Consider the following 23141-nt stretch of genomic DNA (forward strand, 5'->3'; position numbering starts at 1 on the left):
CCCCTCACACTCCCCAACCAGGTCGCCGCGGTTCGACCGGCCGCGCGATCCTCAAGCATCGCAGCAGCTCCACCGCCGCAGGTTTTACGCCAAGGAAGGGGGTCGGCCAGCTCGGCCGGTGGCGCGGAAAGCGCCCCTCAAGTGTCAATGAAACGTGAGACGCGGGGCCAGGCCCGCGCCGATCACAAGCCGAGTTCGGAGTGAGAGCCGAGGCGCACCAGGCGCAGCGTGTCGGCGTCGGGCTTCTGGTAGATCAGCACCAGGTCGGGCTTGACGTGGCAATCCCGGTGATCCTTCCAGTCCCCGGTCAGCGCGTGGTCGCGGTGCCGAGGTTCCAGCGGCTGGTCGTCGGCGAGCGCGACCAGGACGGGCACCAGGTCGGCGTCGAGCGTGGCCCGGTGCTGCCCTTTCGCCTCGCGCTTGTAGTCGCGCTTGAACTGGCCGGTGCGCTCAATCTGCCGCATGCAGATCGGCCATCAGATCGTTGACGGTGGCGAAGCGCGGCAGCTTGCCCTTGCGGGCTTCCTTCATCGCCTCGATGGTGGTGGCGTTCGGAATCAGCGGCTCGAAGGGCAGCGCCTTGTCCTGGGCCACCTTCGTGAGCAGCAGCCGCACCGCGTCGGACACGGTAAGGCCCATCGCGGCCAGGACGGCCGCCGCTTCTTCCTTGATCGCGCCGTCGATGCGCGTTTGTACGAGCTGGTTTGCAGCCATGATTGGTTCTCCGGTTGGGTTCGTGAATTACATTGTAATGCACGCCAAGGGAAAGGGCAAGGTTTAGCGGCTAAAACGTTTAGCTAAAGTGCTTGACGATTAGGACATTTTGCCCTAATATAGCACTTGAAGGCCGGGCATTTCGCCCAGGTCAACTACCGGAGAAAGTCCGATGAACACCCAAGAGCAACCCGTTACCGCTTCCCTGGTCGCCGAGGCCCAGCGCCTCGACTTCCTGCCCGCCTACTTCGGCCCGCGTCTGATGATGCGCGGCGAGGCCCTGGTGTATGCCTGGCTTCGCCGGCTCTGCGAACGCTACAGCGGCGCGTATTGGCACTACTACACCTTGTCGGACGGCGGTTTTTACATGGCCCCCGACCTGGCCGACCGCCTGGAGATCGAGGTGGACGGCAACGGCTTCCGAGGCGAGTTGTCGGCCGACGCCGCCGGCATTGTCGCAACCCTGTTCGCGCTGGGTCAGCTCGCGGCCGAGGCCGCCGACACGGACGCCGGCGATGCCCTGATCGACCGCTATCACTTCCTGCGCGGCTTCGCAGCCAGCCACGCCGAGGCGGCCGCGATCTACCGGGCTATTGACTGATGAGGGCGGCCCCGGCTTCGGCCGGGGCTTCCAGGAGGCGACCATGACCAGGAACAACGCTCCCCAGGCACCGACGAACAGCTACGCGACGGACGGCAAGTGCCACAACGCCGAGCCGGGCACCTACGGCCACGAATGCGGCAAGCCGGCCGCATGGATCGGCACGAACCACAAGGGGTTCAGCTCGGGATTCTGCGACGACTGCAAGCGCCACGGCTACGAAGCCCGCGACGTGATCGCGTGGCGGCGTGCTGACACGAGGGGCCGGCCGATGGCGAAGAAACGCAAGACGCCGGCCCAGCCGGGCCAGGACTGGAACGCGCCGGCGGCCGAGCTGCTGGCCGAGCTGCCCACCGACCGCGACGAGCTGCTGGCCGCCGCCGTGGCGGCCGTGGTGGAGATCGACGCGGCGATCATGCGCGGTGACGGTGCGGCCGCCGAGGCGGCCAGCGACCGATACGAGGCCGTCATCTGGAAGATGAACGGCGGAACGCACGTGGGCAGCATGGCCGACCACGACGCGCCCGGCCAGGTCATCGAGCGCCATTGCGCGGCGGTGCCTGGCGACGTGCCCTTGTGGGGCCAGCGCGGCCAGTTCCTGGTCGCGGATGGCGACATGCGCGCCCTGGTGGAGTACGAGGCCGGCTACGGCGGGCCGCTGGGTGCCCACTTCCAGTTCCACGTCATCGACCTGGACAGGCCGTTTATCTCCGAAACGGGCTACCGCTCGCACTTCGACACGGCGCAGGGCTGCATGACGGTGGACGAGGTTGCGCGCGGCATCCTGGCTGCGCAGCGAGCCGAGAAGAAGCGCCCGGTGATGGTCGAGGCCAGCTACCGCGACCGCCTGGCCGATGCTCCCCTGCCCGCTTGGCTGGCCGGCTTGGAGCCGCCGGCGCGGCGCGCACCGGCGACCGTCCTGGTGCCGCCGGGGTTCGTCCTGGTCGATGTGGTGCTGCCCTCGCATCGGGCCTTCATCGCCAGGCGCTGGGCGGCCGAGGCCGCGACCAGGATCAAGGCGGCCAGGGCCGCCGGGTTGGACGCCAAGGGAAAAATCACCGGCGCAGGCCCGGAGCGAGATCCCGCATCGCCAGAAACGACGATGACCTGCAGCATCGTCAAAGCCGACGATGCCGAGCCGGGCGAGGGCGGGCCTGTATCGCCGGAAACAACGATGCCGCGAGCGAGCGCGGCAACCTGCAGCATCGCCAGGAATGGCGATGGAGGCCCGGCCGACCTGGTGGAGTTCAAGCCCGGCCAGCGGTGCGAGATCGTGAGCGTCCATCACCCGGTTTTCGACCGCTACATCGGCAAGCGCATCATCATCGTGAAGGTGCATCCCGACACCCGCCAGGTGTGGGCGCACGACGACAGGCCGGTAACGTACAAGACCAATCGCGCAGGCCGGCGCGTGGTCGATTCAGACCCGAGCTGCATCCAGTCGATCTACGGCTTCGACCAGTTGCGGCTTATCACTTGACCAGGAGAACGAACGAATGACGAACGACGCCAATATCCGGCTGGAGTGCTTGAAGCCGGCCGAACGCTGGGCGCAACCGACCGGCGAGGAAGTCCGAGAGGTGCTGCGCCTGGCCGGGTTCAGCGGCAGCAAGGCCGCGAAGGCGCTGGGGCTGGGCGCGAAGGGCGACCGCACGATCCGCCGCTGGATCGGCGAGGACACCCCGATTCCCTATGCGGCATGGGCGATCCTGTGCGACCAGGCCGGGCTGGGCGTGATCTGGAAAGAGGATTGACGCCAAGGGAAAGGTTTTAGCGGCTAAAGTTTAGCCTTCGGATTCCGGTAAAGCGAAAAAAGTTTAGCTAAAGTGCTTGACAGGCTAGGGCATTTTGCCCTAATATAGCACTTGAAGGCCGGGCACATTGCCCAGGTCAACTACCGGAGAAAGTCCGATGAGCGACAACAAGATTATGCCCTGGATTGACGAGCTGGAGGGCGCGGCAGCGACCGACTTCCCGGCCCGCCGTGACGAGATCGCGGCCATGATGGCCGAGGCGGCCGAGCTGGTGTGCAAAGCCGAGGAACTGCGCGGCAAGGCGTACTTCGCCGGATGCTCCCTGGAGGGGCAGGCCAAGGGCCATTGGTCGATGGAAGCCGTCGAGCAGGCCAAGCGCCGGGCCGGCTGGTAAGAGCACATGGCCCGGTCGGCAACGGCCGGGCCTATCGAGGACGCCAAGAAGGAGTATTGCGTGAGCCGAGGCAAGATCAAGGGCGGCCCCAGGTGGAGGAACGCCCCGGAGTGATCCGGGGCGCTTGGCCTGGTGCTGGCACACCGTAACCATGCTTCCGAGTGGGAGCACCCAGCATTCAACACGTAAGCGCGTGGAGGGTCAAGCTATGTCCAACATCATCAAGTTCCCCAAGGAGATCGAGCAGCCCGCCGCGCCCGCGCCGGTGGAGCCTGCCGCCGCGTCTGCTGCCCCCAACAAGGCCCCCGGTGCTGGCCTGCTGGCCGGCCTGGTCAAGTTCGTATGGGTGGCGACCGTGCTGGTCTGGCCGATCCTCAAGTGGGTGCTGTCGATTGCCACCTTCTTCCAGTTCGTGCGGATGCTCTACCACTGGAACACGCCTGGCGTGTATGCCGGTTGGTCGTTCCTGGCGTACTTCGCGGTGCTGACCGCGATCACCTACTTCGTTTCGATCTACAAGCCGAAGGGGCTTTGACATGAAAAAACAGACCCTACCCTACCCGCCGGGATTCGTGGAGCCGAACACCGGCCGGGTGGCCGTCCTGGTGCGCGAGTACGCGGCCAGCGACTTGAACGGCGATGCGCCGGCCTATTGGTACAGCGCGCAATCCGAGGAATGGGGCCTTGACCCCTGGCGACTGGTGGAAGGCGTCGATCCGCACACCGCCGGCGGTCAGTTCGACGTGTGCTTTGCCAACGGTTCGAGCCGCACGGTCGGCCCGCTGATGACGTTCTTCATGAGTGCCGCTGACGCGGCCAGGTTGAACGCCAAGAAAGAAGATCACGCGCCCATTTTTAGCCGCTAAAACGCTTGACGCGGGCGGCGAGTTTAGCTAAACTTCTGCACATGGTCGGCGGCTGGCACCGCCTTTGTTCAACAACCGGGTGTGGAGTTTATATGGGTGTTCTCCATGAAGAAACGGCTAACCGAAGCCCAATTCCAGGCGGCGATCAAGGGCCTGGAGATCGGGCAACAGACCATCGACATAGCGCGCGGCGTGCTGGTCGATGGAAGGCCCCAGGCCGAGTTTGTGGCCTCGCTGGGGCTGACCAAGGGGGCGGTATCGCAAGCGGTCAGCCGCGTGTGGGCAGTGGCGGGGGAAGTGCTCCCGCAGGGCTTCGAGCGGGTGACGGCGGTACTGCCGGAGCATCAAGCGTTCATCGTCAAGCGTTGGGAAGCCGACGCCAAGGGAAAGAGGAAACAGGAACCCAACTCATGAAAACACTGGTCACGGCAATTCAGAAAGGCGGTCAAGGCAAGACGTTCGCAACCTGCCACCTGGCGTTCGACTTCCAGGAGCGCGGCCTTCGGGTTGCAGTGATCGACCTGGACACCCAGGGCAATGCGAGCTGGACGCTGGCCGGCCACGACTCGGGCTATCCCGCCAGTCGCATGTTCACCGCCGGCGGCGACGAGCTGCGCGCCTGGTTCGCTGACCGGGAGGATGACGGCCTGGCGCTGATCGCGGCAGACGCCAACCTGGCGAACCTGGACAAGATGGAGCTTTCCCAGGCGGCCGCCGCGCTGCGGGCCAGTGTGGCCGCGCTGGGCGAGTTCTTCGACGTGTGCCTGATCGACACGGCCCCCTCCCTTGGCGTCGCCATGACGGCGGCCGTGCTGACGGCCGACTACATGCTGTCGCCCATCGAAATGGAGGCGTACAGCTTGCAGGGCATGAAGAAGATGGTCGCGGTCATCAGCAACCTGCGCAAGCAGAACCCCAAGCTGCGCTTCCTCGGCATGGTGCCGAACAAGGTGGACGCGCGGAAGCCGCGCCACGTCAACAACCTGGCGACGTTGCAGCAGGCATACCCGCAGCTCATCTTGCCGTTCAGCATCGGCGCGCGTGACAGCATCGCCGAGGCGCTGGGCGAGCAGATGCCGGTGTGGAAGATCAAGAAGACCGCCGCGCGGAAGGCCACCCAGGAGGTGCGTGCGCTGGCGGATTACGTGTTCACGAAGATGGAGATCGCGCAATGAGCGCCAAGACCAACGCCAAGAAGAAGGAGCAGGACAAGCCGCAATCGTCCGGGCTGGGCCTGGACGGGCTGGGCGACCTGGCCGGCCTGCTGAACGAGCAGCCGGCGGCCAACGCCGGCGGCGCAGGCCCGCAGGAGCTGCCGCTTGACCTGATCGACGAAGACCCGCACCAGCCGCGCACGGCCGACAACCCCGGCTTCTCGCCGGAGAGCATCGCGGAGATCGGCGAGACGATCAAAGCGCGCGGCGTGAAGTCGCCCATCAGCGTGCGCGAGAACCCGGACGCACCGGGCGCTACCTCATCAACCACGGCGCGCGGCGCTATCGCGGCTCGAAGTGGGCGCACAAGACCACGATCCCGGCCTTCATCGACAACGACTACAACGAGGCCGACCAGGTTATCGAGAACCTGCAACGCAACGAGCTGACGGCGCGTGAGATCGCCGACTTCATCGGCCGCGAGCTGGCGAAGGGCAAGAAGAAGGGCGAGATCGCCAAGGAGATCGGCAAGTCGCCGGCCTTCGTCACGCAGCACGTCACGCTGCTGGACTTGCCCGAACCCATTGCCGAGGCGTTCAATAGCGGCCGGGGCAAGGACGTGACTGTCATCAACGAGCTGGTGACGGCCTACAAGAAGAACCCCGACGAGGTGGCCGCCTGGCTGGCCGACGACAGCCAGGAGCTGACGCGCGGCTCGGTGAAGCTGCTGCGCGAGTTCCTGGAGGACAAGCGCAGTCACGAGGACGGCGACCGTGATCCCAACACCGTCGATGCGCTGACCGGCAAGACCGACGCCGAGGCCGGCGACGGCGAGCAGGGGCCGCAGGATGATGACGCCAAGGGGAAGAAGGAGCCGAAGGAGGCCGACCCCGACAAGCTCAAGAAGGCCATCATCCAGGTCAAGCACGACGACCGGCCGGCACGGCTGATCCTCAACCGCCGGCCCCCGGCCGAGGGCTGGGCCTGGCTCAAATACGAGGATGACGGCCAGGAGTTCGAGGCCGACCTTGGCACCGTGCAGCTTGTCGCGCTGCTGGAGGGCTGACACGCCCAGCGCCGGGCATCGCCGACCACCGACCCCCACCCATCGCCCCGCCATCGAGCGGGGCTTTTTTTGCCCGCGTTTTAGCCGCTAAAAAAAGTTCAGCTAAACCGCTTGCGTAGTGTTGTATGTTGTAGTATGCTTCACGCTACAACATACAACCGGCCAAAGGAGGCCCGACATGGCGATCTCGAAGGAGCAGATATTTGCGGTGGCCGACGAACTGGACGCGGCCGGCCAGAACCCCACGCTGGCGAACGTGCGCAAGCAGCTCGGCAGCGGCAGCTTCACCACCATCAGCGAGGCGATGAACGAGTGGCGCGCACGCAAGGCCAGCCAGGCCGCCCCGATCCGCGAGCCGGCACCGCAGGCGATCACTGACAAGCTGGCCGAGCTGGGCGGCGACTTGTGGGCCGTGGCGCTGGAAATGGCGAACAACCGCCTGGCCGCCGAGCGCGAGGCGCTGGAGGCCGTGCGCCAGGAGACGGAAGCAGCGCGCCAGGAAGCCGCAGAGCTGGCCGACCAGCTCACCGGCGAGCTGGACGAGGCCAAGGCCCGCATCGCGGCCCTGGAGGCCGTCGAGGCGGCCGCCAAGGGCGAGGCCGACGAGCTGCGCGGCAAGCTCGCGGCGACCAGCGAGCGCGCGGCCACGGCCGAGGCCAGGGCCGGCGAGCTGCGCACGGAGCTGGATCACGCCCATCAGGAAGCCCGCCAGGCGCGCGCAGAGCGCGACAAGGCCCAGGAGAGGGCCACGGCCAGCGCCGACCAGGTGGAGGCCCTGCGGGCCGACCTCGCGGCCGCGAACAGCCGTACCGCCGAGATCGAGCGCCGCGCCGGCGAGCTGCGTGCCGACCTGGAGCGGGCGAACCAGGCGACCGACCAGGCGCGCGCCGCTCAGGCCGAGCAGCGGAAGGCCACCGAGGCGGCCGCCGCCGAGCGCGACCAGGTGCGCGCGGAGCTGGTGAAGGTGCAGGCCAAGGCCGAGGCGGCCGAGCAGGCCCACCAGGAGCAGCGCAAGGCGATGGCGGCCGAGGCACACCGCCAGGCCGAGCGGCTGACCGCCGCCCAGGGCGAGCGCGACCAGGCGAAGCGCGACGCTGCCCAGGCCCGCGAGGAAGCGGCCGGGCTTCGCGGCCGGCTGGAGGCCCTGGAAACCGTCATGGCGCAAGGCCGGGCGGCCGATCCGACCAGCGGCGGACGCAAAAAGACCTGATAAATCGGTTGGTTTTCCTTAAAATTACCCTGGAACCCTGACAAAACGCACAACCCGGCCGCTGGGAAGAGCCGGCCTCGCTTTGCCGAGGTCGGCTTTTTTGTTGGAGCGCGGCTTGCATGGGGCCACCATCACCCTTTTGAGAACTACGGCAACCATAGGAGTGCCCGATGAAAGAACGCCTCTTGGTCATGAACGGTCAACGCATCGTTCAGGCCGAAAAGGACGGCGCTTGGACGAATCAGAAAGTAGACAAGGCGGGCGCGTTGAAGCCCGGCATCTACAACCTGTACACGGCCCAAGCGGCCGACAAGAAGCAGACCCACGCCGGCGTGATCGTTCATGCCGACGCCACCAACGTGTACCAGCAGATCGGCAAGAACTTTGTCATGCACGCTCGGTCAGATTTCGATAAAGTACCTGAAATTGGGAGCGCAAAGAGCATCAGCTACAACGCCCAGGGCAAGGCGGCAGTCGCCGCAGAGGCCCCGAAACTGACGCGGGGGCGCTCCATGTAGCTTTAGCGGCTAAAAAGGAGGCACGCCCTTGAAACGACTCACCATCCCCGGCAGCGGCACCGAGAGCCGCGCCACCAAGCCGGCCCGCGTCAGCGCGCCGGCCACCCTCGGCGGTGCCGCCTTCGGCGCTTCGCGCGAGGACACCGGAGCCGACTTGCTGGAGGCCGCCCAGGCGGCCGAGATCGAGCAGCAGGCCACCCTAGAGGCGGCCCCGGTCGAGCAGTCCTACCCCGAAACCCTGGCGCTCTACGTGCAGGCCAAGCACGACCAGGTGGAGCACATCGAGGACAGGCTAGAAAACCTGATCGACCGGCAGCAGGCCCGTTTGCAGCAGACCCAGGCGTCCGCGCCTGGCCGGCTTTCCTTGCCCGGCTCTAAGCGAGCCTGGCAGAACCAGCAGGCGCAGCAGCAGGCCCGCTTGCAGACGCTTCACGCGCGCCTGGAGGCCGTCCGCGAGATCAAGGAAGGCATGGGCCTGCACTCGCCGAAGATCGAAGAGCTGGCGACGCGCAAGATGCGCGCCGAGAACCCCGAGCTGGCTTCCGATTGGGATGCCATGCGCGAGGCCGCCCGCCGGCATGAGCTGCTGATGCGCAAGCAGGAGCAGGAGCGCAAGCAATCCCAGGCCCAGGAGCGGCCAGGGAGATCGCAGTCCTTGGGCCTGTCAGCCAGGCCCGCATAAAAACGAAGCCCGGCGGTCGCCGGGCTTTTTTCTCGAGCATCGCCATTTCTGGCGAGGGAGGCCCGCCGAGGGCCTGGTGGAATCATCCTGCAGCATCGTCACAAGCGACGATGCCGGGAGCTGGCCAGCATCGCCGAACCTGGCGATGCCGCCGGCGCGGTCGACCATCGCCAGTTCTGACGATGAGATCCCGCATCGCCATCTACAGCGAGGCCCACAGGGCCAGGCCGGCGGCCACGACCGCCATGCCGGCCGCGACCATGTTCATCATGGCGACGCGCCGCGCCTCGCGGATCGGCGCGACGAGCTGCGCCGTCACCGCCTCAACCTCACGCCGCACGGCCTCGGCGGCCGCCTTCGCGCCCTCCTGCATTCCCCGCGTCATGGCGTCCTTGCTGGCCGCCAACGCCGCGTTGAGCGTCCTTTCCGCCTTTCCCTTGGCGTCATCACCCCATCGGTGGGCGATGGACTCCAGTTCCGACTTGAAGGCGTCCAAGATTTCCTGCTGGGCCGATGCGCTGTCCTGCATCAGCTTCATGTTGATGGTCTGGAGGATCAAGATCGGATCGTCGCGGCCCACGGCGATGCCGTGCTTGGCCGCGATCTCCCGTATCAGCTCCTCGATCTTGTCGTCGGCCGCCATCAGAGCACCGCCGCGTTTTCGAGCTGGGCGAAGAGCTGGGTTTTCACGATCTTGAGCCGCTGCCGCGTCATGATCGTGAGCGCCGAATCGGCCAGGGCCTCATCGAAGGTGCGCCGATCCTGGAGCATTTCGGCGAAGTCGCGGCCGTAGGTTTCCTCTTTCAGCGCCGGAATCTGGATGATGGCGGACACACGGCCCTTGTTGGTCGTGTACGCCTTCAACTGCTCGAACCCCTTGCCCTCGTGCTCGATTGGCCCCCAATACGGGTTCAGCCAGACCACGAACAGGCATTCGGCCGGGAACTGGCTGGCGAGCTGGGCGAAGCCGCTCACCGTGTCCACCAGGGCCTGGCCGCCGGTGACGACCGTATGCACCACGAGTTCGTGGCCCATGTCCTGGAGCAGCGCCGGCACCTGGTTGCTGATGAGGTAGTGCGACAGCGGCACGAACGAGCTGGCCCCGTTGTCGATGATGACGTCGCCCTCGGCCGACGCGATCATCTCGACCAGGGCGTCGAAATTCCGGGTGTTGATCTCGTCGCCGTCCATGATGTTGAGCCGGCGCACGTTGAGGGCTTTGTAGCCCTCGAACGTCGCGTTCACCGGATCGGTGTCGATGCAAAGCGGCTTCTGTCCCTTGCCGGCTTTGTACTGCGCGATGGTGGCCGCGATCATCGACTTGCCGACGCCGCCCTTGCCTTGCAGAACCATGTGAATTTTCGCCATTACAGTAAATCCTCTTTCTTTGGAGTCGCATCAAACGTGAAGCCGCCGATCTTGGGCGGCTCACTCTTGATTCCGAGGCCGGCGGGCGGCCTTCGGCTCGGGCTTCGCGCCCTTGGGCTGGCTGTCCGGGGGAGTGGCGGGAGGCGGCGGGGAAGCTACCGGCGCGGCCTTGATGTACCGCTTCACGTGCTGGGTGAAGGTTTCGTACCGACAGCGCAGCCGGCCGGTTTCCTTCATGTGCTCCCAGATCGTTTTCATCGCATAGCCCGCATCGAGCGCCGCTTGAACGTCGCTCTTGACGGCCAGGAACGCGACCACGTGCTTGTCCTGGCGCGGCTTCTTGGCTTCCCGTCCCTTCACCCATTCAGCCAGCTCTTCGGGGTAGGTCTTTGGCATCGTGTTCGTCCATCTAATCCTCTCATCGCAAATGTAACGCTACTAAGCGGCGCTACGGCAACGCAAAAAGTCCGCTATCGGCGTGCATTGGCACGCTTCGATAGCGGCATTATGGGCCATTGTGGCGGTTTCGCTATATCCGTTGCTGCTTTTGCGGCCTGATAGCGCGATAGTTGCGGATAAATCGTAATGGCTGGTGTAGACTTTCCTTGGTGTTATTAACGCCGTAAGGCGGGCAGGATGTGTGAAGTTAGCTAACCGGCGAGCCGGTTATCTATCTTCACTGTCCCTTATTCGCGCCGGGGGCGCTCAACGGGTCATCCTGCTCTGCGAGGCAGCCGGCTACCGCCGGCATGAGAGACGAGGCGAGGCATGGAGAACGACGAAAAGGAACACGGCCGCCGGCGGCGGCAGCACCTGCGGGTGCCGGTGTTCCCCGAAGAGAAAGACGAGATCGAGGCGAACGCCAAGAGGGCGGGCGTCAGCGTGGCGCGCTATCTGCGCGACGTGGGCCAGGGCTACCAGATCAAGGGCGTCATGGACTACCAGCACGTGCGCGAGCTGGTGCGCGTCAACGGCGACCTTGGCCGCCTTGGCGGCCTGCTCAAGCTCTGGCTGACCGATGACGTGCGAACGCTCCAGTTCGGCGAGGCGACCATCCTGGCCCTGCTGGGCCGGATCGAGGCCACCCAGGACGAAATGAGCCGGATCATGAAGGCCGTGGTTCAGCCGAGGGCCGAGCCTTGACTTCTTTAGCGGCTAAAAAGCCGGAGGGGCGGCCATGATCGCCAAGCACGTGCCGATGCGCTCGCTTGGCAAGAGCGACTTCGCGGGCCTGGCGAACTACATCACCGACGCCCAAAGCAAAGACCACCGGCTGGGCCACGTGCAGGCGACGAACTGCGAAGCCGGTTCCATCCAGGACGCCATCACGGAGGTGCTGGCGACCCAGCACACGAACACCCGCGCGAAGGGCGACAAGACCTACCACCTGATCGTCAGCTTCCGGGCCGGCGAGCAGCCCAGCGCCGACACCTTGCGCGCGATTGAGGAACGCATCTGCGTCGGGCTGGGTTATGGCGAGCATCAGCGAATCAGTGCCGTCCACAACGACACCGACAACCTGCACATCCACATCGCCATCAACAAGATTCACCCGACGCGGCACACGATGCACGAGCCGTACTACCCGCACCGGGCGCTGGCGGAACTCTGCACGGCCCTGGAGCGCGACTACGGCCTGGAGCGCGACAACCACGAGCCGCGCAAGCGCGGCGCGGAGGGCCGGGCCGCCGACATGGAGCGGCATGCCGGCGTTGAAAGCCTGGTCGGCTGGGTCAAGCGCGAGTGCCTGGACGAGATCAAGGGCGCGCAGTCCTGGCAGGAACTGCACCAGGTCATGCGCGACAACGGAATGGAGCTGCGCGTCCGCGCCAATGGCCTCGTGTTCGAGGCCGGCGACGGAACGATGGTGAAGGCGAGCACAGTAGCCCGCGACCTTTCCAAGCCGAGCCTGGAGGCGCGGCTTGGCCCGTTCGAGGCTTCGCCCGAACGGCAGGCGCAAACCACCGCGAAGCGGCAGTACCGCAAAGACCCCATCCGCCTTCGCGTCAACACCGTGGAGCTGTACGCGAAGTACAAGGCCGAGCAGCAGAACTTGACCACGGCGCGCGCCCAGGCCCTGGAGCGCGCCCGGCATCGCAAGGATCGGCTGATCGAGGCGGCCAAGAGGTCGAACCGCCTGCGCCGCGCCACGATTAAGGTGGTCGGCGAGGGCCGCGCGAACAAGAAGCTGCTGTACGCCCAGGCGAGCAAGGCCCTGCGCAGCGAAATCCAGGCGATCAACAAGCAGTTCCAGCAGGAGCGCACGGCCCTCTACGCCGAGCACCGCCGGCGCACGTGGGCCGACTGGCTCAAGAAGGAGGCGCAGCACGGCGGCGCCGACGCCCTGGCCGCCCTGCGCGCCCGCGAGGCGGCCCAGGGCCTCAAGGGCAACACCATCCGGGGCGAGGGCCAGGCGAAGCCCGGCCACGCGCCGGCGGTGGACAACATCACGAAGAAGGGGACGATCATCTTCCGCGCCGGCATGAGCGCCGTGCGCGATGACGGTGACCGCCTGCAAGTCTCCCGCGAGGCCACGCGCGAAGGGCTGCAAGAAGCCCTGCGCCTGGCGATGCAACGCTACGGCAACCGCATCACCGTCAACGGCACGGTGGAGTTCAAGGCGCAGATGATCCGCGCCGCCGTCGATTCCCAGCTACCCATCACCTTCACCGATCCGGCTCTTGAGAGCCGGCGGCAGGCGCTTTTGAACAAGGAGAACACCCATGAGCGAACCGAAAGACCAGAGCATCGAGGACGAACTGGACGCGGCGCTGGCGGCCCTGGACAGCGGCCCGCTGCCGACCAGCACGCTACCGGAGCCGCAGCCGTCGCCCGAGCAGGCGACGGCCGGCCAGCCGCCGGCCGAGGCGACCGCGCCGACGCCGGCCTTCACGCCGCCACCGTCCACCGGAAGCCCGACGTTGGACGCCTTGGAAGAAAACCGCCGCCCCAAAGCCAGCACCGTTTGCGAGCACTGTCCGAACTCGGTGTGGTTCGCATCGCCGGCGGAAGTGAAGTGCTATTGCCGCGTGATGTTCCTCGTCACGTGGAGCAGCAAGGAACCCAACCAGATCACGCACTGCGACGGGGAATTTCTCGGCCAGGAACAGGAGTAGGCCAGACGCCGCCGGGCGTCGCCGCCGCCGACAAGTACATCGCCGAACGCGAGGCAAAGCGCCTAAAAGGTTTCGATATACCGAAGCATTCCCGATATACTGCCGGTGATGGTGCGCTCACGTTCCAGGGCACCAGGACTATCGAGGGCCAGGCGCTGGCCCTCTTGAAACGAGGTGATGAGGTCATGGTTATGCCCATCGACCAGGCCACGGCCCGGCGCTTGACGCGCATCGCGGTCGGCGATGCCGTCTCGATCACCGCGAAAGGCTCCATCAAAACGTCGAAAGGAAGGAGTAGATGAAGATCAAGATGAACAACGCGGTAGGGCCGCAAGTCCGAACCGCCAAACCGAAGCCGAGCAAGCTGCTGCCGGTGCTGGGCGCGGCCTCGATGGTCGGCGGCCTCCAGGCCGCGACGCAGTTCTTCGCCCACACGTTCGCCTATCACGCGACCCTCGGCCCCAACGTGGGCCACGTGTACGCGCCCTGGTCGATCCTGCACTGGACGTACAAGTGGTACAGCCAGTACCCGGACGAGATCATGAAGGCCGGCAGCATGGGGATGCTGGTTTCGACCGTGGGCCTGCTGGGCGTGGCCGTGGCGAAGGTCGTCACGTCCAACAGCTCGAAGGCGAACGAGTACCTGCACGGCTCGGCCCGCTGGGCCGAGAAGAAGGACATTCAGGCGGCCGGCCTGCTGCCACGCGAGCGCAACGTCCTGGAGATCGTCACCGGCAAGGCCGCACCCACGGCTACCGGCGTGTACGTGGGCGGCTGGCAGGACAAGGACGGCAATTTCTTCTACCTGCGGCACAGCGGCCCCGAGCACGTGCTGACCTACGCGCCCACGCGCTCGGGCAAGGGCGTCGGCCTGGTGGTGCCCACGCTGCTGTCGTGGGGCGCGAGCAGCGTCATCACCGACTTGAAGGGCGAGTTGTGGGCCTTGACCGCCGGCTGGCGGCAGAAGCACGCCAAGAACAAGGTGCTGCGCTTCGAGCCGGCCAGCACCTCGGGCGGCGTCTGCTGGAATCCGCTGGACGAAATCCGCCTCGGCACCGAATACGAGGTGGGTGACGTGCAGAACCTTGCCACGCTGATCGTTGACCCGGACGGCAAGGGCCTGGACTCGCACTGGCAGAAGACCGCCTTCGCGCTCCTGGTCGGCGTGATCCTGCACGCGCTGTACAAGGCCAAGGACGATGGCGGCACCGCCACGCTGCCGTCCGTCGATGCGATGCTGGCCGACCCGAACCGGGACATTGGCGAGCTTTGGATGGAAATGGCGACCTACGGGCACGTAGACGGCCAGAACCATCACGCCATCGGCTCGGCGGCCCGCGACATGATGGATCGGCCCGAGGAAGAAGCCGGATCGGTGCTGTCCACGGCCAAGTCGTACCTGGCCCTGTACCGCGACCCCGTGGTGGCCCGCAACGTCAGCCGGTCGGACTTCCGCATCAAGCAGTTGATGCACGAGGACGACCCGGTAAGCCTCTACATCGTCACCCAGCCCAACGATAAGGCCCGCCTGCGGCCGCTGGTGCGCGTCATGGTGAACATGATCGTGCGCCTGCTGGCCGACAAGATGGACTTCGAGGGCGGCCGGCCGGTGGCGCACTACAAGCACCGGCTCTTGATGATGCTGGACGAGTTCCCGAGCCTCGGGAAGCTGGAGATCATGCAAGAGTCGCTGGCCTTCGTGGCCGGCTACGGCATCAAGTGCTACCTCATCTGCCAGGACATTAACCAGCTCAAGAGCCGCGAGACGGGCTACGGCCACGACGAAAGCATCACGTCGAACTGCCACGTGCAGAACGCCTACCCGCCCAACCGCGTCGAGACGGCCGAACACCTGTCCCGCCTCACCGGGCAGACCACCGTGGTGAAGGAGCAGATCACGACCAGCGGCCGCCGCACGGCGGCGATGCTGGGCCAGGTGTCGCGCACTTACCAGGAAGTGCAGCGGCCCTTGCTGACGCCCGACGAATGCCTGCGCATGCCGGGGCCAAAGAAGAACGCCCAGGGCGAGATCGAAGAAGCCGGCGACATGGTGATCTACGTCGCGGGCTACCCGGCGATCTACGGCAAGCAACCCCTGTACTTCAAAGACCCAGTGTTCTCGGCACGCGCCGCGATCCCTGCGCCCAAGGTCAGCGACCGCCTGCGCGCCGTCGCACAGGCCGAGACGGAAGGGGAGGGCATCACGATATGAGCCGCATCCTGAAACGCATCGCGGCAGGCGTCGTCATCGCGGGCGTGGCCGCCCTGCTGCTGGCCGGCGGCTATGCCGCCGGTGCCCGCGTGAACACCACCAAGAGCATTCCGGTCGGCCTGTACTGGACGAGCAGCGCGCCGGTGGAGAAGGGGGCCTACGTCCTCTTCTGCCCGCCGCAGCTCGGCGTGTTCGATGACGCCAAGGAGAGGGGCTACATCGGGGCCGGCTTCTGCCAGGGCGGCTACGGCTACATGATGAAGCGCGTTTTAGCCGCTAAAGACGATGCCGTCGCCGTCGCCGATGACGGCGTGCGCGTCAACGGCGAGCTGCTGCCCTCAGCGCGCCGATCAAGGCCGACAAGGCCGGTCGGCCGCTGCCGCGCTATCAGTCCAACAGCTACACGCTCGGCAATTCCGAGGTGCTGCTTATGTCGGACGTGAGCGCCACATCCTTCGACGGCCGCTACTTCGGCCCGATCAATCGTTCGCAAATCAAGACCGTGATCCGTCCGGTCATCACCTGGTAGGAGACACACCATGCGCCTTTTCATCGCAGAAAAGCCGTCCGTCGCCAAGGCCATCGCCGGCGAGCTGGGCGCGACCGGCAAGGGCGACGGCTTCATCGAGTGCGGCACCGACAAAGTGACCTGGTGCTTCGGGCACATGCTCGAACAGGCCGACCCCGACGAGTACACGCCCGATGACGTGCCGCGCGGCCAGTCCGGCAAGAAGGTCTGGCGCGTCGATGAGCTGCCCATCATCCCCGAGAGCTGGATTCTCAAGCCCAAGGACGACGCGAAGAAGCAGCTCGCCGTGATCGGCAAGCTGCTCAAGGAGGCCAAGGAGATCGTCAACGCCGGCGACCCCGACCGCGAAGGCCAGTTGCTGGTTGACGAAGTGCTGGAGCACTTCCGCAACAGCAAGCCGGTGCGCCGCTTTTGGGTGAGCGCGCAGGACTCCGTTTCCGTCAAGCGCGGCCTGGCCGCGTTGAAGGAGAACACCACCTATGCAGGCTGGGCCGACGCTGCACGCGGGCGGCAGCGCGCCGACTGGCTGATCGGCATGAACCTCAGCCGCGCGTACACGCTGCGCGCGCAGCGCGGCGGCTCGCGCGCCCTGCTGACCGTGGGCCGCGTGCAGACGCCGACGCTGGCCCTCGTGGTCGCCCGCGACCGCGAGATCGAGGCATTCAAGGCCGTGCCGTACCACACCATCCGGGCGGTGGTGCAGCACGCCGGCGGCAGCTTCGCCGCCGCATGGAAGGCGAAGGAGGATCAAGCCGGCCTGGACAGCGAAGGCCGCCTTGTCGATACCGCCGTCGCCGACGCCCTGGTGGCCGCCGTCAAGGGCCAGCCGGGCACCATCGCCGCGTACAAACAGGAGGCCAAGAAGCAGAACCAGCCGCTGGCCTTCGCCCTGTCCGACATTACGGCACTGGCCTCGGCCAAGTTCGGCTACAGCGCCGAGGACGTGCTGAACACCTGCCAGGCGCTCTACGAGACGCACAAGCTGACCTCGTACCCGCGCACCGACTGCGCCTACCTGCCGGAGTCGCAGCACGCCGACGCGCCGCGCGTGCTGGAGGCGATCAAGCACGTCAACCCCGAACTGGCCGGCCTGGTCGATGGTGCCGATCCGCGTATCAAGTCCAAGACGTGGGACGACTCGAAGATCACCGCGCACCACGGCATCGTGCCGACCATGCAGAAGGGCAGCAAGGCCGCCCTCAGCGAGCGCGAGCGCAACATCTACGACCTGATCGTGCGCGCCTACCTGGCGCAGTTCTACCCGCTGCACGAGTACATGCAGACCACCGTGGGCGTCGAGATCGCGGGCGAGAACTTCGCCGCGAGCGGCAAGGTAGTCACGCGCAACGGCTGGCGTGACGTGTACAGCCAGGCCGACGAGGAAGGCGAGAAGGACGAGGACGACGACAGCGGCACGCAGGCCCTGCCGTCGATGGCCCAGGGCGACGCCGTGACCTGCACGGACGCCACCCGCAAGGACGCCAAGACGAAGCCGCCAGCGCGCTTTACCGAGGGCACGCTGATCCGCGCGATGGAGAACATCCACAAGTTCGTCAGCGATGCCGAGCACAAGAAGATGCTGCGCGAGGGCGACGGCATCGGCACGTCGGCCACCCGCGCGTCGATCATTTCCGAGTTGAAGCGGCGCGAGTTCCTGGCCGTCAAAGGCAAGCAGATCATCAGCACGACCCTCGGCCGCAGCGTCATCGACGCGCTGCCCGAGGTTGTGAAAAGCCCGGTGCTGACCGCGCTCTACGAGCGGATGCTGAAAGGCGTCGAGCAGGGCACGGCCGCCCTGGACGCCTTCATCACGAAGCAAGAGACGTTCATCCGCGACCAGGTGGCGAAGGCCAACAGCGGAGCCGTGACCATCGCCGGCGGCAAGGAAGCCGCGCCGGTGTCATCCCTTCACAAGTGCATGGCCTGCGGCAGCGGCTTGTCGCGCCGGCCGAGCAAGAAGAAGGGGCAATTCTGGTGGGGTTGCAGCAACTTCCCCACATGCAAGCAGACCTACCCCGACCTCAAGGGTCGGCCCGACTACAGCAAGGGCCGCAACGGCCCGGCATCCGAATGACCACAGCGAAGGAGATCGACCATGAACGAGCAAACCACCACCAACACCGCCGCCCACGACGAGCCGCTGGCCGTCCTGCCGCCGGTTGACGACGACGCCGCCGGCCGCGAGGCCGTGCGCGAGAAGATGGCCGACGCGCTGACGCCCGGCTTCCAGGTCGAGTTCGACCCCGACGAAGCCGAGCGCGTGGGCGCGTTCGTGGAGGACGCGCTGTCCGAGCAGGACGCCGCCGCGAGCGGCGACGACCTGGTGGAAGTCGATGGCGCGCTGGAGCCGGCATTCCTGGACGACGAAGGCCCGAGCGCCGACATCCCGCCGTTCATCACCACCACGAACGCCCGCGAGCTGTACGACCTGCGGCCCGGCGAGACGGTTGCCCAGGCCGCCGCGCGCAAGGCGTCGGAGGGCTGACCCATGCCGATCACGAAAGCCGAGGCGCAAGGGGTGACGCGGGCTTTCGTCCGCGACTACCCCGGCGCGCTGGAGCTGGCCTACAAGTTCCGCGAGGACGCGGCCGAGCTGTACGGGCCGCGAGCGGCCGAGGTGCCGGCCGACATGAAGGGCGGCTACGTGCCCAAGGAGACGCTGCACGCCGGCCGCGCCTACCGTGGCCGCGTGGACGTGCCCTTGCAGAACGTCGAGAGCGCCAGCGACCTACTGATGACGCTGCGGCACGAGGTGCTAGGCCACTACGGGGCCAACACCTTCGCGCCGGGCGAGAAGCGCGCCTTGCTGGACGGCCTGGCGGCCGCCCGCAACGAACCCACCCTCAAGCCGCTATGGGATGACGTGAACCGGCGCTATGCCGGCCAGTCCCTGGACGTGCGCGCCGAGGAAGTGTTTGCCCTGCACTGCGAGGGCATCGAGCCGAGCCAGCACCAGGTCGCCGACCAGGTGCAGCAGCGCGGCCAACAGTCATTCACGGAAACCTGCATCGCCCGCGTGCGGCCCATGCAGGCCGACGACCTGCACAACATCGTGTGCATGGTCGCCCAGGGCCTGCGCGACCGTTCCCGGACACAGCAGAACTTCCCTCAGTTCAACGAGCTATTCCGAAGGGACGAGAACATGGAGCCGAAGAAGCCGTTTCACGAAGTCGTGGCCGAAAAGCTGATCGAGCAGCTCAAGGCCGGCACCGCACCGTGGCAAAAGCCGTGGGAGCCGGGCGAACCCAACGCCTACCTGCCGATGAACCCGACCACCGGCAAGCGGTACAAAGGGATCAACGCCATCCACCTGATGGCCCAGGGCCGCAGCGATGCGCGCTGGATGACCTACAAGCAGGCCGCCGCCGTGGGCGCGCAGGTTCGCAAGGGCGAGAAAGGCACGCCGGTTCAATACTGGAAGTTCAGCGAAGAGCAAGACAAGCTGGACGACAGCGGCCGGCCCGTCCTCGATGCGAAGGGCCAGCCGGTCAAGGAAACCGTCATGCTGGAGCGGCCGCGCGTGTTCTTTGCGACCGTGTTCAACGGCGAGCAGATCGACGGCCTGCCGCCGCTCCAGCCGAAGAAGGAACAGACTTGGAACGCCGTCGAGCGCGCCGAGCACATCCTGAAAGCCTCGGGCGCGACGATCACCCACGCCGCCGGTGATCGGGCGTTCTACCGCCCTTCGACCGACAGCATCACCCTGCCGGAGCGCGGCCAGTTCCCCAGCTCCGACCGCTACTACGCGACCGCGCTGCACGAGCTGGGCCACTGGACGGGCCACGCTTCGCGCCTTGACCGCGACCTGGCGCACCCGTTCGGGAGCGAGGGGTACGCCAAGGAAGAGCTGCGCGCCGAGATCGCTTCCATGATCGTCGGCGACGAGCTGGGCATCGGCCACGATCCGGGCCAGCACGCCGCCTATGTGGGTTCGTGGATCAAGGCGCTGCAAGACGAGCCGCTGGAGGTGTTCCGCGCGGCCGCCGATGCCGAGAAGATTCACGACTACGTGCTGGCCTTCGAGCAGAAGCAGGTTCAGGAGCAAGACCAGCAGCAGAGCCAGGCCCAGGACGAAGCCGTGGCCCAGGCCCTGGCCGTGGACATTGCCGAAGTCCTGGACAACCCGGACGTGTCTTTCAGCCACTACCAGGCATTCCAGGGCGACACCCTGGAAGACGCCTTGCGCAGCCGTGGCCTCGAAACCGTGGGCAGCATCACCGGCACCGATCCCGAGCAGTTCTACGCGGTCGCGCATGACCGGCTGTCGCCGGTGTTCGGCATCGACCCGAGCCACACCGACACCGACAACGCCTACCTGGAGCGCAAGGGCTTGGCGCAAGAGTTCGCCAACATGGCCGAACAGCTCCACCTCGCGCAGCAGCTCCAGCAGCACGGCGAACAGATCGTGTCGAGCATCGACGCCGAAGCCAGGTGGAGCGACGGCCAGCGCATCTTTGCGTTCCACGACCAGGACGGTGAACCCCACCAGGTTCGCAGCCTGGACGAGCTGAACAACTACGCGCCCGACCAGTTGATGGCCCTGCCGGCGCTGACCCAGCAGCAAGCGGCCGTCGCAGACCAGGAGGCGAACATGACCCCACCGACCAACGACCAGGCGGCCGCCCTGCTGGCCGCCCATCCTGCCGACGCGGTGCAGGGCATCGAGCAGGCCGCCGCCGCGCGCCGGCAGCTCGCCGCCGGCGAGATCGACGGCCAGGCGTTCGCCGACGCGACCCGTCAACACCTTGGCGTTGAGCTGCCGCCCGACTGGAGCGGAGAGCTGCGCATCGTCGGCGTGGCCGAGCAGGACGGCCAGACCGTCGATGCCGCCCAGGCCGGCATCGAGCCGCAGGCGTTCCAGGTCTACGCGCGCAAGGCCGATGCGCAGTTCGGCGAGGACGCCTTTGCCTTCGTCGCCGGCACCCGCACCGAGGGCCAGGCCGAGGCTCTGGCCGAGCGCCTGCACCTGGTCGATGCGCTGGGCACCGACAACCAGCACGAGCGCGCCGCCAAGCTGGCCCGCGTGCAGGAAGAGCGTGTACGGCGCGACCCCAACGCGACCGAAGAGGACATTTCAGCCGCTAAAGAGGCACGCAAGACCGCCGAGGCGTCGGCCATGCTCAACGACAGCGACGCGCAGCGCCGCGCGGCCGAGCTGGAGCGCCAGGAACGCGAGCGGCAGCAGGCGCAGCCGCAGGCCGAAAGCCCGAACGGCAGTACATCAACGTGCCGTACAAGGAGAAGGACGAGGCCAAGAGCCTCGGGGCGCGTTGGGATCGGCAGCAACAGTCCTGGTACGTGCCGCCGGGCACCGATGCCGCTCCCTTCGCCAAATGGGCGCAGGGAGCCGCTACAGCGGCCGTAGAGCCGCGTTCGGCCCAGCCGGCACCCGAAGCCCAGGGCGAGGCGCAGAAGCCCGCGCAGCAGGCCCAGCAGGCCCGCCAGTACCTGGCCGTGCCCTACGAGCAGCGCAACGCGGCCAAGGCCGCCGGCGCGCTTTGGGACAAGGCCGCGAAGTCCTGGTATGTCGGCCCGCGCGCCGACGCGGCGAAGCTCGAACGCTGGAAGCCCGAGAACGTGCAGGCCCAGCAAGGGCCAGCGATGACGCCAAGGGAAGAGTTCGCCGAGGCCATGCGCAGCGCCGGCCTGTTCACCGGCAGCAACGCCCAGGGCGATCACCCGATCATGGATGGCAAGCGGCACCGCGTGCCGGTCGAGGGCGGCAAGAAGGGCGCGCTCGATGGCTTCTACGTGGGCCACCTGGACGGGCACCCGGCCGGGCGGATCATCAACAACAAGACCGGCACGGACATTACCTGGAAGAGCAAGGGCTACGCCTTGAGCGACCAGGAGAAGGCCAAGCTCCAGGCCGAGGCGGCCGAGAAGCTGGCACAGCGAGCCGTCGAGCAGGACAAGGCCCAGGAGGCCACCGCGCAGCGCGTCGGTCGGCAGATGGCCGACCTCGTGCCCATCGAGCAGCCGACGCCCTACCTGCAAGCCAAAGGCATCCAGGCGCAGGCCGGCGTGATGACCGACCGCGAAGGCCAGAAGACCTACATCCCGGCCTTCGACGCAGAGGGCAAGCAATGGACGATGCAATACATCCAGGAGGACGGCACTAAGCGGTTCGCCAAGGACTCGAAGAAGGAAGGATGCTTCCACCCGGTCGGCGGCATGGACGCCCTGGCGGCCGCGCCGGCGCTGGTGATCTCGGAGGGCTACGCCACGGCGGCCCAGGTGGCCGAGGCCGTGGGCCACGCCACGGTCGCCGCCTTCGACAGCGGCAACCTTGAGGCCGTGGCGAAGGCGCTGCACGCCAAGTTCCCGGACAAGCCGGTCATCATCGCCGGCGACGACGACCGGCACCTGGTCATGACCCACGGCAACAACCCCGGCCGGGAGAAGGCCGAGGCGGCCGCCCAGGCCGTGGGCGGCAAGGCGATCTTCCCGATCTTCGCGCCGGCCGAGAACACCTACCCGCGCGACTTGCCCGCCATCACGCCCGACAGCTTCAAGACCCACCTGCGCGCCGAGCAGCGCCTTGCCGACGCCGCCGCCGGCAAGGTCGAGCTGGCCGGCGACGAGGCGGCCAAGCTCAAGGCGTCGATGTTGAGCGGCGCGCAGATCGCGGCGCTGTCCACGATGAAGCAGCACACCGACTTCAACGACTTGGCGCACAAGAGCGAGCTGGGCATCGAGGGCGTGAAGCGGCAGATCGGCGCGGCCATCAGCCAGGTGCAGCGCGACGAGCAGCAGCACCAGGAGCAGAAGCACGTCGAGAAAAAGCAACAGCAGATCGAGCAGCGCCCACGGCGGGCCGCTCGCATCGGATAAGTCGAAAAATCCGGCTAAAGTGGCCGAGCTGCACATCAGGCCGCGCGGTTTTCCTCCCTGATCGCCGGCGCGGTTTCTTCCTCCCTGAACCGCATGCAGACTTGCCGCCTCGGACACCCGAGG

20 protein-coding genes and 4 pseudogenes are annotated in these 23141 nt (G+C 66.7%); 19 read left to right on the forward strand and 5 right to left on the reverse strand.

Translation table 11 applies throughout. The features are described 5' to 3' along the window. Positions 1-182: 182 nt before the first annotated feature. Entirely contained in the window at positions 183-464 is a 282-nt protein-coding gene (locus IG197_RS35725) for a type II toxin-antitoxin system YafQ family toxin (protein ID WP_011114071.1), read from the reverse strand. Next, complete coding sequence (locus IG197_RS35730; RefSeq protein WP_011114070.1) at positions 451-714, reverse strand: type II toxin-antitoxin system RelB/DinJ family antitoxin; 264 nt, start codon at positions 712-714, stop codon at positions 451-453. The genes IG197_RS35725 and IG197_RS35730 overlap by 14 nt, the downstream gene beginning before the upstream one ends. Before the next feature lie 172 nt (positions 715-886). Here IG197_RS35730 and IG197_RS35735 point away from each other — a divergent pair, with 172 nt between their 5' ends. From IG197_RS35735 to kfrC, 12 genes and pseudogenes are all read left to right on the forward strand, one after another. Continuing rightward, on the forward strand, positions 887-1315 hold the full coding sequence (locus tag IG197_RS35735) for an antirestriction protein (RefSeq protein ID WP_011114069.1): 429 nt from the start codon (positions 887-889) through the stop codon (positions 1313-1315). A gap of 271 nt (positions 1316-1586) precedes the next feature. Beyond that, a complete protein-coding gene (locus IG197_RS35745) occupies positions 1587-2795 on the forward strand; it encodes a hypothetical protein (RefSeq protein ID WP_011114068.1) in 1209 nt (402 codons plus the stop codon). A gap of 16 nt (positions 2796-2811) precedes the next feature. Further along, positions 2812-3069, forward strand: a complete 258-nt coding sequence (gene korC / locus IG197_RS35750; RefSeq protein WP_011114067.1) for a transcriptional repressor KorC — start codon at positions 2812-2814, stop codon at positions 3067-3069. A gap of 157 nt (positions 3070-3226) precedes the next feature. Beyond that, a complete protein-coding gene (gene kleA / locus IG197_RS35755) occupies positions 3227-3463 on the forward strand; it encodes a stable inheritance protein KleA (protein WP_011114066.1) in 237 nt (78 codons plus the stop codon). Positions 3464-3671: 208 nt separating this feature from the next. After that, on the forward strand, positions 3672-3998 hold the full coding sequence (kleE, locus tag IG197_RS35760) for a KleE stable inheritance protein (protein WP_011114065.1): 327 nt from the start codon (positions 3672-3674) through the stop codon (positions 3996-3998). A 1-nt stretch (position 3999) separates the two neighbouring features. After that, positions 4000-4329 (forward strand): DUF2761 domain-containing protein, encoded by a 330-nt coding sequence (locus tag IG197_RS35765; protein WP_011114064.1) that lies wholly within the window; start codon positions 4000-4002, stop codon positions 4327-4329. Positions 4330-4434: 105 nt separating this feature from the next. Next, positions 4435-4743 (forward strand): transcriptional regulator KorA, encoded by a 309-nt coding sequence (locus tag IG197_RS35770; protein WP_011114062.1) that lies wholly within the window; start codon positions 4435-4437, stop codon positions 4741-4743. After that, positions 4740-5504: a ParA family protein gene (locus IG197_RS35775; protein ID WP_011114061.1), complete on the forward strand. Its 765-nt coding sequence runs from the start codon at positions 4740-4742 to the stop codon at positions 5502-5504. Before IG197_RS35770 ends, IG197_RS35775 begins: the two co-directional genes overlap by 4 nt. After that, a pseudogene (locus IG197_RS35780) lies at positions 5501-6549 on the forward strand (transcriptional repressor gene korB). Before IG197_RS35775 ends, IG197_RS35780 begins: the two are co-directional and overlap by 4 nt. 178 nt (positions 6550-6727) lie before the next feature. Next, a complete protein-coding gene (locus tag IG197_RS35785) occupies positions 6728-7759 on the forward strand; it encodes a DNA-binding protein (protein ID WP_011114059.1) in 1032 nt (343 codons plus the stop codon). Between the two features lie 170 nt (positions 7760-7929). Further along, a complete protein-coding gene (kfrB, locus tag IG197_RS35790; protein ID WP_000664557.1) occupies positions 7930-8277 on the forward strand; it encodes an IncP plasmid survival protein KfrB in 348 nt (115 codons plus the stop codon). A 28-nt stretch (positions 8278-8305) separates the two neighbouring features. Then, entirely contained in the window at positions 8306-8959 is a 654-nt protein-coding gene (kfrC, locus tag IG197_RS35795; RefSeq protein ID WP_000826922.1) for an IncP plasmid survival protein KfrC, read from the forward strand. A gap of 202 nt (positions 8960-9161) precedes the next feature. Here the strand turns inward: kfrC and IG197_RS35800 are convergent, their stop codons facing one another. The 3 genes and pseudogenes from IG197_RS35800 to IG197_RS35810 form a co-directional block, all read right to left on the reverse strand. Further along, positions 9162-9602: a conjugal transfer protein TraM gene (locus tag IG197_RS35800; RefSeq protein WP_000718516.1), complete on the reverse strand. Its 441-nt coding sequence runs from the start codon at positions 9600-9602 to the stop codon at positions 9162-9164. Next, on the reverse strand, positions 9602-10327 hold the full coding sequence (locus IG197_RS35805; RefSeq protein WP_011114058.1) for an ArsA-related P-loop ATPase: 726 nt from the start codon (positions 10325-10327) through the stop codon (positions 9602-9604). Before IG197_RS35805 ends, IG197_RS35800 begins: the two co-directional genes overlap by 1 nt. Beyond that, positions 10327-10723, reverse strand: a pseudogene (locus tag IG197_RS35810) (TraK family protein). The gene IG197_RS35805 and the pseudogene IG197_RS35810 overlap by 1 nt, the downstream one beginning before the upstream one ends. A gap of 372 nt (positions 10724-11095) precedes the next feature. Between IG197_RS35810 and traJ the strand changes: the two are divergent. From traJ to IG197_RS35845, 7 genes and pseudogenes are all read left to right on the forward strand, one after another. Next, positions 11096-11470, forward strand: coding sequence for a conjugal transfer transcriptional regulator TraJ (gene traJ / locus IG197_RS35815; RefSeq protein ID WP_000426567.1), 375 nt, complete (start codon positions 11096-11098; stop codon positions 11468-11470). Between the two features lie 34 nt (positions 11471-11504). After that, entirely contained in the window at positions 11505-13745 is a 2241-nt protein-coding gene (gene traI, locus IG197_RS35820) for a TraI/MobA(P) family conjugative relaxase (RefSeq protein WP_011117146.1), read from the forward strand. Beyond that, the gene (locus tag IG197_RS35825) at positions 13742-15655 is read left to right on the forward strand and encodes a type IV secretory system conjugative DNA transfer family protein (RefSeq protein WP_000694765.1); all 1914 of its coding nucleotides are present in this window, start codon (positions 13742-13744) and stop codon (positions 15653-15655) included. The genes traI and IG197_RS35825 overlap by 4 nt, the downstream gene beginning before the upstream one ends. After that, a pseudogene (gene traF, locus IG197_RS35830) lies at positions 15652-16184 on the forward strand (conjugative transfer signal peptidase TraF). Before IG197_RS35825 ends, traF begins: the two are co-directional and overlap by 4 nt. 10 nt (positions 16185-16194) lie before the next feature. Continuing rightward, complete coding sequence (locus IG197_RS35835; RefSeq protein ID WP_011114056.1) at positions 16195-18258, forward strand: DNA topoisomerase III; 2064 nt, start codon at positions 16195-16197, stop codon at positions 18256-18258. A gap of 21 nt (positions 18259-18279) precedes the next feature. Next, positions 18280-18669 (forward strand): protein TraD, encoded by a 390-nt coding sequence (locus tag IG197_RS35840; RefSeq protein ID WP_006122510.1) that lies wholly within the window; start codon positions 18280-18282, stop codon positions 18667-18669. A gap of 3 nt (positions 18670-18672) precedes the next feature. Beyond that, positions 18673-23018: pseudogene (locus IG197_RS35845) on the forward strand (zincin-like metallopeptidase domain-containing protein). Positions 23019-23141: the final 123 nt, after the last annotated feature.

It is taken from the genome of Aminobacter sp. SR38, from assembly GCF_014843375.1.
Taxonomy (GTDB): domain Bacteria; phylum Pseudomonadota; class Alphaproteobacteria; order Rhizobiales; family Rhizobiaceae; genus Aminobacter; species Aminobacter ciceronei.

Coding starts and splice junctions, on each gene's coding strand:
- IG197_RS35725 (WP_011114071.1), bottom strand. CDS start 464: ATGCGGCAGATTGAGCGCACCGGCCAGTTCAAGCGCGACTACAAGCGC.
- IG197_RS35730 (WP_011114070.1), bottom strand. CDS start 714: ATGGCTGCAAACCAGCTCGTACAAACGCGCATCGACGGCGCGATCAAG.
- IG197_RS35735 (WP_011114069.1), top strand. CDS start 887: ATGAACACCCAAGAGCAACCCGTTACCGCTTCCCTGGTCGCCGAGGCC.
- IG197_RS35745 (WP_011114068.1), top strand. CDS start 1,587: ATGGCGAAGAAACGCAAGACGCCGGCCCAGCCGGGCCAGGACTGGAAC.
- korC (WP_011114067.1), top strand. CDS start 2,812: ATGACGAACGACGCCAATATCCGGCTGGAGTGCTTGAAGCCGGCCGAA.
- kleA (WP_011114066.1), top strand. CDS start 3,227: ATGAGCGACAACAAGATTATGCCCTGGATTGACGAGCTGGAGGGCGCG.
- kleE (WP_011114065.1), top strand. CDS start 3,672: ATGTCCAACATCATCAAGTTCCCCAAGGAGATCGAGCAGCCCGCCGCG.
- IG197_RS35765 (WP_011114064.1), top strand. CDS start 4,000: ATGAAAAAACAGACCCTACCCTACCCGCCGGGATTCGTGGAGCCGAAC.
- IG197_RS35770 (WP_011114062.1), top strand. CDS start 4,435: ATGAAGAAACGGCTAACCGAAGCCCAATTCCAGGCGGCGATCAAGGGC.
- IG197_RS35775 (WP_011114061.1), top strand. CDS start 4,740: ATGAAAACACTGGTCACGGCAATTCAGAAAGGCGGTCAAGGCAAGACG.
- IG197_RS35785 (WP_011114059.1), top strand. CDS start 6,728: ATGGCGATCTCGAAGGAGCAGATATTTGCGGTGGCCGACGAACTGGAC.
- kfrB (WP_000664557.1), top strand. CDS start 7,930: ATGAAAGAACGCCTCTTGGTCATGAACGGTCAACGCATCGTTCAGGCC.
- IG197_RS35800 (WP_000718516.1), bottom strand. CDS start 9,602: ATGGCGGCCGACGACAAGATCGAGGAGCTGATACGGGAGATCGCGGCC.
- IG197_RS35805 (WP_011114058.1), bottom strand. CDS start 10,327: ATGGCGAAAATTCACATGGTTCTGCAAGGCAAGGGCGGCGTCGGCAAG.
- traJ (WP_000426567.1), top strand. CDS start 11,096: ATGGAGAACGACGAAAAGGAACACGGCCGCCGGCGGCGGCAGCACCTG.
- traI (WP_011117146.1), top strand. CDS start 11,505: ATGATCGCCAAGCACGTGCCGATGCGCTCGCTTGGCAAGAGCGACTTC.
- IG197_RS35825 (WP_000694765.1), top strand. CDS start 13,742: ATGAAGATCAAGATGAACAACGCGGTAGGGCCGCAAGTCCGAACCGCC.
- IG197_RS35835 (WP_011114056.1), top strand. CDS start 16,195: ATGCGCCTTTTCATCGCAGAAAAGCCGTCCGTCGCCAAGGCCATCGCC.
- IG197_RS35840 (WP_006122510.1), top strand. CDS start 18,280: ATGAACGAGCAAACCACCACCAACACCGCCGCCCACGACGAGCCGCTG.